The 15,072-nt window shown below is 50.6% G+C and carries 12 protein-coding genes; 9 read left to right on the forward strand and 3 right to left on the reverse strand.

Annotated features, from left to right (window positions below):
- Positions 1 to 6 precede the first annotated feature (6 nt).
- The 8 genes from ACN4EK_RS08880 to ACN4EK_RS08915 all read left to right on the forward strand — a co-directional run bounded on the left by ACN4EK_RS08880 (position 7) and on the right by ACN4EK_RS08915 (position 10,408).
- Positions 7 to 1,938: an ATP-binding protein gene (locus ACN4EK_RS08880; protein ID WP_431657471.1), complete on the forward strand. Its 1,932-nt coding sequence runs from the start codon at positions 7 to 9 to the stop codon at positions 1,936 to 1,938.
- A 164-nt stretch (positions 1,939 to 2,102) separates the two neighbouring features.
- On the forward strand, positions 2,103 to 2,957 hold the full coding sequence (locus tag ACN4EK_RS08885; protein WP_431657472.1) for a cyanophycinase: 855 nt from the start codon (positions 2,103 to 2,105) through the stop codon (positions 2,955 to 2,957).
- A 211-nt stretch (positions 2,958 to 3,168) separates the two neighbouring features.
- Complete coding sequence (locus tag ACN4EK_RS08890) at positions 3,169 to 3,384, forward strand: DUF4327 family protein (protein WP_431657473.1); 216 nt, start codon at positions 3,169 to 3,171, stop codon at positions 3,382 to 3,384.
- 120 nt (positions 3,385 to 3,504) lie between these two features.
- Positions 3,505 to 5,421: a response regulator gene (locus tag ACN4EK_RS08895; RefSeq protein WP_431657474.1), complete on the forward strand. Its 1,917-nt coding sequence runs from the start codon at positions 3,505 to 3,507 to the stop codon at positions 5,419 to 5,421.
- A gap of 101 nt (positions 5,422 to 5,522) precedes the next feature.
- Entirely contained in the window at positions 5,523 to 8,612 is a 3,090-nt protein-coding gene (locus ACN4EK_RS08900) for a PAS domain S-box protein (protein ID WP_431657475.1), read from the forward strand.
- 51 nt (positions 8,613 to 8,663) lie between these two features.
- Entirely contained in the window at positions 8,664 to 9,035 is a 372-nt protein-coding gene (locus tag ACN4EK_RS08905) for a response regulator (protein ID WP_431657476.1), read from the forward strand.
- A 106-nt stretch (positions 9,036 to 9,141) separates the two neighbouring features.
- Positions 9,142 to 9,357 (forward strand): hypothetical protein, encoded by a 216-nt coding sequence (locus ACN4EK_RS08910; protein ID WP_431657477.1) that lies wholly within the window; start codon positions 9,142 to 9,144, stop codon positions 9,355 to 9,357.
- 643 nt (positions 9,358 to 10,000) lie between these two features.
- Entirely contained in the window at positions 10,001 to 10,408 is a 408-nt protein-coding gene (locus ACN4EK_RS08915) for a response regulator (protein ID WP_431657478.1), read from the forward strand.
- Between the two features lie 63 nt (positions 10,409 to 10,471).
- On the opposite strand, the gene ACN4EK_RS08920 is transcribed toward ACN4EK_RS08915, so the two are convergent.
- The 3 genes from ACN4EK_RS08920 to ACN4EK_RS08930 form a co-directional block, all read right to left on the reverse strand.
- Complete coding sequence (locus tag ACN4EK_RS08920; protein ID WP_431657479.1) at positions 10,472 to 11,308, reverse strand: ImmA/IrrE family metallo-endopeptidase; 837 nt, start codon at positions 11,306 to 11,308, stop codon at positions 10,472 to 10,474.
- The gene (locus ACN4EK_RS08925) at positions 11,309 to 11,680 is read right to left on the reverse strand and encodes a helix-turn-helix domain-containing protein (protein ID WP_431657480.1); all 372 of its coding nucleotides are present in this window, start codon (positions 11,678 to 11,680) and stop codon (positions 11,309 to 11,311) included. It abuts the gene before it with no gap.
- Between the two features lie 103 nt (positions 11,681 to 11,783).
- On the reverse strand, positions 11,784 to 13,751 hold the full coding sequence (locus tag ACN4EK_RS08930) for an FAD-dependent oxidoreductase (protein WP_431657481.1): 1,968 nt from the start codon (positions 13,749 to 13,751) through the stop codon (positions 11,784 to 11,786).
- Between the two features lie 148 nt (positions 13,752 to 13,899).
- Between ACN4EK_RS08930 and ACN4EK_RS08935 the strand changes: the two genes are divergently transcribed.
- Positions 13,900 to 15,072: TPM domain-containing protein (locus tag ACN4EK_RS08935; protein ID WP_431657482.1), on the forward strand; the 1,173-nt coding region annotated here is incomplete at its 3' end.

Here is a 15,072-nt window from a genome sequence, read left to right on the forward strand (position 1 = left end):
TGCATCATGGTTTTGGATAGTCGCCTTCAGACAACGCCAGTCAACGCAAAAAAAACAGATGCCTTTGATCTGTTTAACTTTCGGTGTTATAGCGGTCCGAACCCCTATCTGCACAGTGCCGCGATCGTGTTTGACTTAGCTCTCACTGGCAATAATCCTCCCCTGGACATTGCCGATTATGTAGCGGTGATTGGCGATCGCTATCCCCACTTAAGCCATGATCACTATGAATCTCATGCCGATTTATTCGCTCGCACAGTGTTGGAAGTGAGCAAGTTAGAGATGAATCTGCACTTCCAACATTGTCAGGTGATGCCGCATCAGCAGGTAATGAGAATTGCGGTGCAATCGCTCCATCCGCGCACCAGTCGAGCGATCGTCTACGCGGTTTGGGATTGGTTTGAAGCCATCACTCAAAATCGTAAATTCTGGATTGAAGATCAGATCGAAGTTTTACAGGGATTGTTTCGGGATTCGGTGTATGGCGGTCCGACCGTCTATGCCCTGTTAAAAACTGCTGTGCAGCAAGCCATTCCGGTGTTTTACCTGTGGGACGAAGGCTTAATGCAGTATGGCTATGGCAAAAAACAGGTGCGGGGATTTGCGACGACCTTTGACACGGATAGCCATCTTGATTCTGACTTTACAACCCGGAAGGATGATTGTAAGCAATTTTTGGATTCCCTGGGCTTTCCATCTCCCCAAGGAAAAGTGGTGTATACCTTAAAAGAGGCGTTAAATGCCGCCGATCGCCTGGGCTATCCAGTAGCAGTCAAGCCGGTTTCGGGTCACAAAGGCAATGGGGTGACGGCGGCGGTGCAGGATGCGGATGAATTGGAGTTAGCCTTCGATCGGGCGGTGCAATCTATTCCTCCCGAGCAATCCCAGCGAATTATTGTGGAACAGAGTATTGCTGGCAAAGATTTTCGCCTGTTATGTGTCAATGGTCGGTTTGTGGCAGCCACGGAGCGCCGTCCGGCTTCGGTGGTAGGAGATGGCGACTCCACAATTCAAGAATTGATTGCTCAAGAAAATCGCCGTCCCGATCGTAGTGATACCCCCACCTCGCCGCTCGGCAAAATTAAATGTGATGAGGCGATGGAGCGGTATTTGGAGGAGCAAGGATTATCGTTGGATAGTGTGCTAGAACGCGATCGCACAGTGTACTTGCGGAAGGTAGCGAATCTGTCTTCGGGGGGGCTAAGTATTGATGCCACTCGAACAATTCATCCCGATAATATTATTCTGGCGCAGGATGTTGCCCAGCATTTTCGGTTGGTTTGTCTGGGAATTGATGTGATTGCCCGTGATCTATCGCAATCCTGGCGGGAAGGTGGTTTCAGTATTATTGAGATCAATGCCGCACCGGGGATTTATATGCATCTGAAGCCCGCGATTGGGGAAAGTGTGGATGTTCCGGCAGAGATCCTGAAGACATTCTTTGACGCGGAACGAGATGCCCGAATTCCAATAATTAGCTTTAATCACGTTTCCGTTGAACAACTCCAAGAACTGATTGATCATATTCTGTTGCAACATCCCACCTGGACGATCGGAGCCGTGTGTCAGGATGCGGTTTTAATTAACCGATCGCGGAAAAACCGGAATGCTGATTACAATCTGAATGTTCAAAATCTACTCCGCAATCCGAAGCTAGATTTACTGATTACTGAGTATCCAGAGTCGATCCTGGCTCAAGATGGCATGTTCTACTACGGTAGTGATTTAGTCGTTTTAGATCGTCCTACGGATGTAGAGTTAACATTAGCGCGGGATGTATTTGATCATTCAACGATCGTTACCCGGCAAGCCAACAGTATTACCATTCAACGGCAGGGCTTAATCGAACAGTACGAATTAGGCGAACATGAACCGTTTAGCCGAGTTTATCTGAAAGAATTGGCTACGATTCCTGAACTGTTGGCTCGGACGGACTGAGCCGATCACGCCCGATCGAGAGCAAAACTTGCCCGTACAGGTTGTTATTACCGCAGGGCATAGAAAAAACTGTATCAAAATCTACCAACTGGATGTTATCAAGTGCTACTCGCTCAATGAATCATGGAGGAAATGAGTTTGAAACAATCAGGCTGAGAACCAATATGGTAGCGAATCAAGCAGAGGCAGTAGACTCGGAAGAAATCCCTAGTGTGGCATTGCCGGAAACCCACGGACAACTGATTATTATTGGTGGAGCAGAGGATAAGGAAGGGGAATGTCGCATTCTGCGGGAGTTTGTGCGGCGGGCTGGAGGATTACAAGCGCGAATTGCCGTGATGACGGTAGCAACTGGACTACCGGGGGAAGTCGGGGCACAGTATATCAATGTATTTGAACGGCTCGGTGTGGAGAGTGTGCAGGTGGTAGATACCGATCGCCGGGAAGATGCCGATGCCCCGAGGGCTTTAGAGATCATTGCTCAAGCCACGGGAATTTTCTTTACGGGTGGCAACCAGGCTCGCATTACTGAGTTATTAAAAGATACAAAATTGGATGCGGCTCTGCATCAGCGGTTTGCCTCTGGTGTGGTGATTGCAGGAACCAGTGCTGGAGCGGCAATGATGCCCGATATGATGATTGTGGAAGGGGAATCTGAAACCAATCCCCGACCGGAAACGGTGAAGATGGATCAAGGGATGGGATTTTTGCCCGGTGTGGTGATTGACCAACATTTTGCCCAACGGGGTCGCTTAGGTCGGTTGCTGTCGGCGGTGGCACAGCAACCAGTCGTGCTGGGGTTTGGCATTGATGAGAATACAGCGATCGTGGTGAACGGTTCGGAAGTCGAAATTATTGGCGAAAGTTCTGTCACGATCGTCGATGTTGCTAATTTAACTCACAACAATGTCGAGGAACTCCTGAAAGATGAACCCTTAGCCTTGTGTGGAGTAAAGCTCCATATCTTGCCCCACGGCTATCGCTTTGATCTGGAGACTCGTGCTTGCATCTCCGGCTAGTCTGCCCCCTTAACTCCCTAAGACTGGGGGAAACTAGCTGTCAAACTCCGTGGGGCAAGGCTTTGCTGTCGGGTAGGGCGATCGAGGAGGACGCTTATTGATCGCCCACCTCCCCTTAAAAGAAACCGCATTCTGCTCTAACCCACAGTTTTAAACTATATAAAATAAAATGCTCCCCATCATTCCGGAGCCAGGTTGGAGGTAAGCTTTTATGCCTCTTCGATATTCCCTCTCTATCATCCAAGATGAAGCTCGCTACCTATTGCAACAGGGAATTGTCAGTCGGCGACAGCCCATTTATACGCTGGGCAAATACATCCCTGCCAGAGAATGGAGCACGATGGAACACGCCCTAGCCGAGCATGAATTCTTGCTGCGCGATCGCATTGGCGATTTAGTGCCATCGGAAGAATGGTCAAATGATTAGTCCCATTGCCCCGGATGGTTTACTGGAAGGGCTGAAACTCTAGCGTGATTTCGTTCACAACCCTTCAGAGGATTTCCGCTACGCTAAAGGGATAAGCGTTGAGCGAAGGATGCCCCCTTCATGAAGATTCTGCTGGTCGAAGATGATCCATCTACTGTTGAGTTTCTCTCAGCGATTCTGATGGCGCATCGCTACACTGTGGACGTGGCAACCGATGGGCAGACCGGGCTAGAACTGGCTATCCTCTGGAGCTATGACCTGATCCTATTAGATGTAGAACTGCCGAAGCTGGATGGCGTAACGCTTTGCCATAAATTGCGATCGCAGGGGAATAACACCCCGATTTTAATTCTGACGGCTAAAGGCTCTAATACCGATATGGTGGCAGGACTGGATGCTGGAGCTGATGATTACGTGGCTAAACCCTGTGAGCCATCCCAACTCCTGGCCCGGATTCGTGCCTTACTGCGACGCGGAGGGGATACCCCAGCTACTACTCTAACCTGGGGAGGACTACGGCTAGATCCAGTCGCGGCTAAAGTCACCTATCAGGATCAGACCGTGGCACTGCGTTCTAAAGAATACAACCTGTTAGAGCTATTTCTACGGCATCCTCAACGGGTGTTTAGCCGTAGTGCGATTCTGGATCACCTGTGGTCAGCCGATGATTTCCCGACTGAAAATGCTGTCACGAATTTGATTAAGGATTTGCGGCAACGCTTAGCCAAGGCAGGGATGTCTGAAAATCTGATCGAAACTCTGTACGGCTTGGGCTATCGGTTAAGGGTGCCTCCCAGTGGGCAATTTGCCGACGATCGGGGGCAGGAGCAGAACGGTAGGACAGATGAGGCGGTCAGGGATGTTCGGGATGGACAACTGGATCAGGGCAATGTTGAGGCGGAGAATGGTTTATTTGAGCAATTGGCGGAGCGGTTTCGGGCTTCGTTAGATCAGCGATTGGTGGGGCTGGAATTGGCGATTAACGGGCTGCAATTAGGTACCCTGAGTCAATTGCAGCGCCAGCAGGCTAGAGAGGAAGCCCATCGCTTAGCAGGAAGTTTGGGCATGTATGGGTATACCCAAGCCTCGGAATTTGCTCGGGCGATCGAACATGAGTTGGTAAGGGAATCGGCGCTGGAGGAATGCCAAAGCACCCATTTAACCCAATTGTTAGCCAATCTGAAACAGGCGATCGTTACGCCCGTTTTGCCCTGTCGTCCGGGTGACGATCCGCCACCTGCCGCTTCATCGACTCCGCCGGCCTTAGTGTTGGTGATTAGTGAAGATGATGCGCTAGCGGAGGCATTGCATCAGGAGGCAACCAAGTGGGCGTTACAGGTAGAAACAGTGCCCGATTGGACGGAATCGCAACAGCAGTTGATGCCGGAAACGCCGACTGTCATCCTGTTGGAATTTAAGGCAGTGGCTCCCGATGAAGCGGGTCTAGATGTGTTGCGTAACTTAAAGCAACAGTTTCCTGCGGTGCCGGTCATGGTGTTGGCAGAACAGGATAATTTAGTCAATCGGGTTGCGGCATCCCGGTTAGGAAGCGCCCGTTATCTGACGAAATCTACGTCGCCTGACCAAATATTTAAGCAAGTTGTCCAACTACTGCCGCAACCCGCTACATTACAAGCCAGAGTTTTGCTGGTCGATGACGATCGCCTGATGCACTCGATCGTGACTAAATTACTGCAACCGTGGGGATTGCAAATTACCTGCCTATCTGAACCAGAACAATTTTGGAATGTATTAATTAAAACCGATCCCGATCTGCTGTTGCTGGATGTCGAGATGCCCATGTTTAATGGGATTGAATTATGTCGTGTGGTGCGTCAGGATGCCAAGTATGGTAATTTACCGATCCTAATTGTGACGGCTCATACCAATATGGACTATATTCAACAGGTATTTGCAGCAGGAGCCGATGACTTGATCAGCAAGCCGATCGTCGGCCCCGAATTAGTCACACGAGTCATTAGCCGGATTGAGCGCTGGCGACATTTCGCGCCCGGTAGTTCCCGTGTTTCTGCTTGACTACCACTGGCGATCGAGGGCTAGATCAATGCCGCGTCTCAAGGTCTTGCTGCTGACTGATGTTGCGTTTAGTCGGGTGTTGCTCTGAATCAGCGATTCCTATGTCTTCTTACCGTGTCCACCGTTCCCTGCCAAAAGTAGCGCTGCATTGGGTGCTGGTTGTGCCCTTTGTGGTGCAAATTGTGGGGGCGGTTGGTCTGGTCGGGTATCTGTCCTACCGCAGTGGACAGCAGGTTGTCTGCCAGTTGGCGAATCATTTATTGGAGGAAGTGACTAAACGGATCAGCGATCGCCTGGATCAGGATTTGCTCACCCCCCAACAGGTGGTTGCGGCTAAGGAATTAGCTCCGGTGTACACCCGTCAAATCAGGGCATTTTTAACCCAATTAAATTTCTCTCCCTCAGGGCAAGCGTTGATCCTGCGGCGCTCTGGACAGGCTGTTGCAACCTCTAAGGAGGCACTCCAGCCATCCCTGGCTCCTCAATCAAGCTTGCAATCACCTCCTTTCTCAGGGCAACCTGGGCAACCTCATGAGCTAGTCCAACACATTGAGCAGCACCTGGGCAACCTGGATCGCCTGCAAACGCCTCAACCGTTAAGCGCGATCGTGAACCAACAGACCTATTTCATGCTGGTGACTCCCTACCAGGAGCCGCATGGTCTGAACTGGCTGATTGTGACGGTGGTTCCCGAAGCTGACTTTATTGGCGAAATTGATGCCAATGTCCAGCGAACGATTCTTCTCTGTATCCTGACGCTGCTGAGTGCGACAACGACCGGAATTCTCACCGCCTACTGGATTGCGAAACCGATCCAGAGATTGAGTCGTGCCAGCCAATCCCTGGCAGAGGGGAAGTGGCAAGCATTAAACGCAGACAGTCAAATTCAAGAATTTGCCGTATTAACGCAGTCGTTTAATCACACTGCCGCCCAACTACAATCCTCCTTCGATCGGATTAAACTGGCTCTGCAAGAATCCGAATCTAAGTTTACGAAGGTATTTCGGAATTGTCCTGACCCGATCGCGATTACCAGTATTGAGGATGGCGGGCAATATCTGGAGGTGAACGATAGTTTCTTAGCGTTTAGTGAATACAGTCAGGAGGAGGTGATTGGTCGTACCAGTGCTGAGTTAGGGCTGAGTGTCGATCCCCAACAAGAGTTAGACCTGGCAAGCCAACTGCTGACTGATGGCAGAGTCAAAGGTTTTGAATATTCCTACCGGACAAAATCTGGCAGGTTGGGTACGACTCTGCTCTCGATCGAACTGATTGAATTGGATGGTCAACTACGGGCCTTAACCGTCGCTACGGATATTACTGAACGTCAGCAGGCGGAGCAGGCGTTACGAGAGAGTGAAGCTCGGTTTCATCAGATTGCTGATGCGGCTCCCGGTGAAATTTATATTTTGGTGCAGCATCTCGACGGTAGCTATGAGTTTGAGTACATGAGTCGAGGTTGTCAGGAGATTCAGGAACTGTCCTCCGAACAGGTTTTAGCCAATCCCCAGCTTTCCTTTGCCCAGGTGCATCCCGACGATCGCACTCTGATGTATGCCGCCGCCGCCCGCAGCGCTGAAACACTGGAACCCTTTACCCAGGCATGGCGAATTATCACGCCCTCAGGCAAGTTGAAGTGGGTACAACTATCGTCCCGTCCCGAACGCCGGGAGAATGGCGATACCGTGTGGTACGGCGTATTGCAGGATATTACTAAACGCAAACAGGCAGAACTGGAATTACACCACCAGCAGGCATTGCGGGATGCCATTTTTAATGAATCAACAGATGCAATTTTCCTGGTTGATCCCGAAACGTTACTGATTACGGATTGTAATCGTCAGGCGCTGACTCTGTTTGAGGTGGACTGTAAAGCGGATTTGATTGGTACTGAAGGGCGGGCTTTGCAACGTCGTCCGTTTACGGAAGCGGAGATTGCTGACATTGTGGCAGAAATGCGGCTGAAGGGTTTTTGGAGCCTGGAATTAGAATTTGTTTCCCACAAAGGCAATCTATTTTGGGGCAGTTTAGCGGCAAAGCCCATGCGAATCGCCGAGCAAACAATTAATCTGGTACGGGTGTCCGACATTACCGATCGCAAACGGGCAGAGGAAATTATGAAACGCCAACTGACGGCGATCGAAGCCGCGATCGAGGGCATTGCCATCTTAGAACAGGGAACCTACAGTTACCTGAATCAGGCACATCTGGAATTGTTTGGTTATCACCATCCCAATGATTTGTTAGGAAAAAGTTGGCGATGTTTATATCCCGACCCGGAGATCCAACGGTTTGAGCAGGAAATTCTCCCAAGTTTGCGGCAGCAACGCTCCTGGCAGGGAGAGGTAACGGCACTTCGACAGGATGGTAGCAGTTTTGCGGAAGGGCTTTCCCTCACCTTAACTGAAAATGATATCTTGATCTGCGTTTGCCGGGATGTCAGCGATCGCCATCGGCTCGATCGGATTAAAGATGAATTTATTTCGATCGTCAGCCATGAACTCCGGACTCCGTTGACGGCAATTCGCGGTTCTCTCGGCATTCTCGCTACAGGCGTTTTAGATGATGAACCCGAGACGGCGCAACGGATGCTGCAAGTTGCCCTGAATAACAGCGATCGGCTGGTGCGATTGGTGAATGACATTCTGGATCTAGAACGGTTGGAATCGGGGACGGTGCAACTGAGCCTGTCTGCCTGCAATGTCACCGAATTGCTGGAACAAGCTGTGGAATCGGTACACACGATCGCGGCTCAAGCCCAAATTACGATTCATCTATCTCCTATATCGGCTCAGGTTTGGGCAGCCCCCGATGCGATCGTGCAGACCCTAACCAACCTACTGAGCAATGCAATTAAGTTTTCGCCTCCCAATAGTACCGTTTGGGTCAAAGCAACGGCGATCGAGGACGAGGCAACCCCAACGACCAGCCGCGATCGGCTAACGACGCATACATGGGTACTGTTCTCGATTCAGGATCAAGGACGCGGCATTCCCGCCGAAAAGCTCGAAAATATCTTTGGTCGCTTCCAACAGGTCGATGTCTCCGATTCCCGCCAAAAAGGTGGCACTGGATTGGGCTTAGCCATTTGTCGCAGCATCATTCACCAGCATGGCGGTAAAATCTGGGCAGAAAGTACCCTGGATGTCGGTAGTATCTTCTATTTCACCCTACCGATAACCATTGAATGACTTAATTTCTCTCTAAAAATTATTTATTTTGCTCTTAAAAACACTTTTTATATGACTAAATCTATTCTGCTGATTGACGATGACCAAGATATCCGGGATGTGGTTCAACTCGCCCTGCAAAAATTTACTCAGTGGCAAGTGAGCGTTGCGGCTTCCGGCCAGGAGGGGCTAGAGTATGCCAAACGTCAGGGATTTGATGCAATTCTCCTCGATATTTCCATGCCTGATATGGATGGCTTTTCCGTATTTGAATGTCTCCAGTCTGACCCACGGACTCAAGCCATTCCAGTTATATTATTGACCGCCAAAGTCTTACCCAGCGATCGGCGTCGTTTTGCTGAGATGCGAGTTTCAGGGGTAATCAGTAAGCCATTTAATCCTATCAGTGTAGGAAATCAGGTTGCTCAACTTTTGCATTGGTAAAGCCATAACTGTGAATCTATCCCTCTTATATTTTTCTTAGATTTCTTCCTTACCGTTAGAGTTGACATCTCTCATATACTGCTTGAACGCAAGGAAACTTTGATCCATGACGTGGGATGATTCGCCTAGAACTGCCTCTATTCAACACACCGTTAGTATCCTGAACCAAGCCGTTCACAAATTACATGATAACGATCCGGTTGCTGCCCAAGTCATGGTCGGAGTCGCCATCCAAATCCTGGAAAACCTCAAAACCGATCTGGAGCATCATCTAGATACTGAAAAAATGTTACGCCGGCTAATTAGCCACAAATCATCTTAATGACAGCTTCAATCTAGTATTCTGTTAGGAGGATTTTGCCGGGTCGCAGACCTGCGAAATTTAACCCTAATTAACTTTTCAGTATTCAGTTATCCGTCAAATTTAATTTGACAAACCACCAGAACATACTCTCACTTTTATCTGCATCAGGTATTAAATGCTAGATTAATCAACTCGAATTCTAAGAGGATGTTTGAAAAGGTGTTAGCTGTGATGTTAAGCACTCAGAGATCCCCCCTAGCCCCCCTTAAAAAGGGGGGAATCAGTCTCATAGTCCCCCTTTTTTCTAGCGTTAGCGGCGCGGAGCGTGGGGATTTAGGGGGATCGTGTCTGTTGCTACTTACAAAAGAACTTTTAAAACATCTTCTAAGAGGATGCTTTAAAAGTATCAAAGTGATTACACTTGCCCTCTAAAGCCTCCAATTCTGGGGGACTTTGAATCCGATTCCTCCCAGAATATAGCCTGACGGCATCGTAGAAAGGGGGGCTAGGGGGGCGGTTCAGGTAACGATTTTGACTTTTCAAACACCCTCTAAATCTAGCTACACTCTACAATTGTCTTCAACCATTAATATCCGTTTGAAGGCATAGTCTTTAATGCGCTTTTGTGACCATAGATTGTAACTGTAGAGAGCCTCCAGTTATGTCTAGTAAGTTGATCCTACTGATTGATCAGGATGAAGCTACCCGTGAGGTGTTGCATATTTGTTTGCAGCGCTTGGCGGGTTGGAATGTTGTCTGTATGGACTGCCATCAGTGCGATTTCAAACGACTACTGGCTGGGAAACCAGATGCCATCCTGCTCAATGCCTTGATGCCTAAATTCAATGGCTTGGGATTTATTCAAAACATTATGGTCAAGCAACTGAAACAGCATCCCCTGACCCGATCGATCCCCATTCTGTTAATTACTGATAAAGCCAGTTGGTTCACTGCCGAACAACTACGATCGCTGGGTATTGAGGGCGCGATCGCCAAACCCTTTGATCCCACCACCCTACCAACCCAAATTGCCCACCTGCTGAACTGGTGTCCAGAAACCCCAGTCTAGTCAATCTTTCGCTTGGTAGTAGAAACTATGCTGCGAGTAATCATCCGCGATCGCGAATACCCCTCACGGAGTCACCTGCAACAGCGATAACACACAGGGTTTATCCCCGATTTGCATTGCCATTGCCTCAACCTGACAATCTACTGCACCCCAACCCAGATCAATCCGTTCACTGCCAGTCTGCGATCGTCCAGTGCTATACGCCAGGAAGATCAACGACTTGGAACCGATCGATTTATTTTTAGGAATAAAGCCACCCAGCCAGTCTTTCGTGCGAGTACGCCACCAGATTCGTAGTTTTTTCGGTAATGGGCGATCGCGATTAACTTCCTCCTGCTTCAGTGCCCGATGCCACATCACGATCGCATAGCTACCAGAACCAAGTTGAATCATCCGAATTAAGGTTGCCAGTAACGAGGTTTGATAGAGTTGGGCGAGATTGCGTCCCGTGGCAAACGAAATACCCTGCTGGTTAACATAGGTGACAAAGGACGACTCTGGCATCAGCAGATCCGCCGCCCCCTGGTCGCACAGTTGTTCCTTGCGGGGTTCGCTCCACCTGGGTAGCACACTCCTGACCCGGGCTTGATCCTGGGCATCAAACAGTAGTTCCATCAATTCGTGCCCTTCGGTGAAGCGCTGGCGCACGATCGGATCATCTTCCTTAATCAAAATTATCCCCGTGGCACTGTCAACCAGGATGCCCTGTTGCTGATCTAACGGTGCCCGCAGGGGGGTTGGCATGCCAAAGTGGTCATAGATGCGAGAGAGATCGATCGGGGGTTGATCACTCAATCCCGATTCCTGCCGCAGAAACTCGACGTATCGAGATACATCTGCTTCGCTCTGCAAGCTGCCATACCGAGACAGAAAGGCGGCTCCGGGATGCCTATACTGCATTTACTTGCTAACGGTCATTTTGATCACGTTATACAGCAATTCCCATTTCTCTGGCGATGTGGGTTGCTGTCCTCGGTATTTTAATCGTGCCAGCATCAACACATCATCCGGGGGCAGTTGGGCGGTTTGGGCAAAGGCTGCCAAACTCGGTGGTAGTTCTGCCGGATCGAATTCGGGGAGCGGCTGCTGTTCACCCTGTAATCCCAGGGTTGCCGTTAACCGCTCCATCACTTGCCAGGAAAGATTGGTAGACTGACCCCGCTCAATCTGGGAGAGATAGTTGCGGGAAATCCCAACTTTTTGGGCAAGTTCTTCCTGGCTCAGACCCTCCTGGAGACGGCGATCGCGCACTTTCTTGCCAAAGTTGTCCATGATGCTTCACTCTGCGATTCATTCAGGGGTAGCCTGTTAGCACAAAGGTACTGCAACCCCTAGTTTGCATTCTACTCCCACTTGAATGGATTTGGCTCAGAAGTTACCAATCGAATCGGAGTCCCTGGCTAACGAGATAGCGACGCAGGTCAGTGATCTTGCCTTGGGGCACAATATCGGCAGGGGTGGTTGTGGCAGGCTGTTTCTTCAGCAGCCATCCAGCCGTTGACCCGGCGGCGGCTCCGGCACTCCATTCTCCGTAGTGAACTCGGGTAGCGGCATTGGCAATGTGAGTCACCGCGATCGCCTTGCCTCCGACCAGCATGTTGTTGACCCCTTGCGGAATCAGACTTTCGATCGGAATTTGAATTGGGCGGACTTTGGCTTCATCGGCAGGCGCACCCGTGGCTTCCCAGGAGGGGCCCCAGTTGCGATAACGGCAACCGTGAATGTCAATGTCGTAATGGGTCAGGGCGATCGTCGTGCGACTAAAATCCCGTCCCCCCTGCATATCGTTACGAATATCATTCTCTCGCACCGCAAAGCGCCGTTGTCCGTAAGCGGGTCGCCCAACAATTCGCCGTCCTTCGCGGAAATAAGGAATCATGCTCAGTCCAGAAGCAGTTTTCATCGGGGAATCGGCTCCGGATAAAAAGCTCAGGGGCAGATCGGGTTTGGCGTAGCGATTTAGCAACCAACGGGCAAACAGCAGGGCATGGTTTTCGGCATGGCGCAGTGCTACAACGGATACCCCCCCGAGCCAGTTCTGCCGTTGTCCGGAAATATCGAGCTGGTCATCGGTCAGAATCAGGGGCGGATCCATCCATCCCCAGTCGTTGCCGCGATTCCAGTTGATCACCGTGATATCACCGGGGGAAGGAATGCCTTTATCGGCGGGATCATTGCGAGTCGTGCTTAGAATGCGTCGATAGTGGAACAGGCTATGTCCAGCAAACATGGGGAATCCTTCCAGATCAAATTCCCGCTCATGCTCTTGTACGGCATAGTCAGATTTCACTTTAGCGAGTTCGGCTTTACTGATGCCGCGATCGTCCCGAATTGCCAGGGCAAAGGGAAAGGTAAAAGCCTGGGTGCAACTGGGATTATCGCGCAAGGGGGCATGGATTTCGCCCGAGGTCGCCTGGGATTCCGCCCCTAACCGATAGGGAATGTTTGCCCAACCAATCAGTTCTCCGGTATCCGTCGCATCAATCACAATCATGCGTTTGCCGGGAGGGGCTTGCAGCCGTAAGGGGGTTTTTTCAAACGTGGGATCGCTAGACCAGGCATACCAGGTGGCGATTTCCTTAGATAGTCTGCCCTCGGGGACGTAGTTCGGTTGCCGGGGTGTGCGCCGTACCGCATAGATGGCGGTAATCTCATGTCCCGTCGCGTCAAATTCGGCTCCTTTAAAGGCGGTTTGGGTTGCCCAACGGCTCCCGGTCGCCTGACGAGCCGCCGTTTGAAGCAATTGACTTGATGCCAATGCCCCAGCTTCGGGCAAGAAACATAAACCACTGACCCAACAACTGTTTAAGTCGGAAACCCGTTGTTTCGGGGGTAAGGTTTCCCAGGCGGGTAGCTTGATTTCCTGCTGGGCAATTAAATCCTTGAAGTCAGTCCAACTTTTAGAAAAGTTCTGTTCTGCCTGCATCGTTTCTGATTCATCGATCGCAGGCACTCCCTGGGCACTAATCTGTCCGCCTAACCAGGGGGAGAGTTCGATCAGGCAAGTTTGCACTCCGGACTTCATGGCATGGGCCGCTGCCGCTATGCCTCCCAGAGAACCCCCGACCACAACGACCTCACAATCCCAAACCTCCTTCGGGGTGGGTAGGGGAGACAGTTTCGGGCGGCTAATGGGAGGGAGAGAGACTAGAGTCTGCCCTGCCTCAGATGGTTGTGCGGTAGTGTCTTGCAACCCTGATGCACCTTCAGGCTGTTGCTGTGCCCCTGCCAGTAACGTTCCAAAGGTATGTCCAGCAATAAAACTCACAATATATAAGCCAATCAGAATTGAAAACAACCGACGGCGAGGAGCCTTACGGCGTGGAGGTGTACGTCGTTTCACATGCGATTTACTGTGTCTAACTCAAAGGTTGTAGCACAGAGATCAAATTTTGCCGCAAAAATTCGATCAGAAAATTTCCGATCGCCCACTGAAGTTGAAGATTAGTTGCGTTATTCGCGCACCTAGACCCATGAGATCAGGAGAGGCGATGTCACTAAAACGATCGATGATCCAAGCCTGTTTAGCGATCGTCCTAGGCGGTTGGATGCTGCTGGGTGTGGTTTTGCCTGCTGGGGCTGTTCCCATTCAGCAGATCCCGAATCCACGACAGACCGATGGCGGCTGGGTAACGGATATGGCACAGTTGCTCAATCCGGAGACGAAACGGACGTTAAACCAGATGATTTCTAGATTAGAGCAACAAAATGGCACAGAAATTGCTGTCGTGACGGTTACCGATACAACTCCGGCGACGACTCCTAAACAGTTTGCGACTGCATTATTTAATGACTGGGGAATTGGTAAGCGGGGACAAGATAATGGTGTGTTATTGCTAATTTCCCGCGACGATCGCCGCGTCGAGATTGAGACAGGATATGGTATCGAGCCGATTTTATCCAATCAGCAGGTGGGGAAAATCATTCAGCATGAAATTCTGCCCCACTTCAAGTACGGCAATTTTTCGGCTGGGGTGCTATCGGGAACCTGGGCATTAGTCACCGCCCTGGAACACCCTGTCGTGTCCCCCGCGAGATCAGCCCATCTATCGGGACAACGGACATATCAGGCGAATTTGACCGGGCTATTTTGGGTCTTAGCTGCCCTGGGATTTGGTTTAGTCGGCATTGTCGGGCGATCGCTGGTGTTCTTCCGTCCTACCTTTGTGCCTCCGGAGGGCAGATCGCGGAGCCGGTTAGGACGGGATCATGCGATTCACTGCCAGGATTGCCGCCAACCGATGACTGCTCTGCCACCTGAAACGGTGCTGGAATATCTGAGCCGATCGGAGCAAGTGGCTCAAACCCTCGGGAGTATTCGCGTAGATGGTTGGCAATGTCCCATCTGCCACAGTCAGTTAAGCGGATTAGGATTGCATTTGCGTACCCAGGTGCTAGATGACTATCACGTTTGCCTCTGTCCGACCTGTGAGGAATTAACCGTTGAGCAAACCTCGGAACTCTTACAACCTGCTACGTTACAAGTTCCTGGTTTACAGCGAAGGGTAGAGCAATGCCGTTGTTGTGGCGATCGGCATGAATGGGAAGAAACAGTTCCTTATCAAGCTCCTTCTACCTATAGCGATAGTTATTGGGGGGATAGCGGGAGTGGAGGGGGTGGGGGTGACTTCGGTGGTGGTAGTAGCTGTCTCTTATACACATCT

It is taken from the genome of Pantanalinema rosaneae CENA516 (assembly GCF_050753385.1).
In the GTDB taxonomy this organism is placed as follows: Bacteria; Cyanobacteriota; Cyanobacteriia; order Leptolyngbyales; family Leptolyngbyaceae; genus Pantanalinema; species Pantanalinema rosaneae.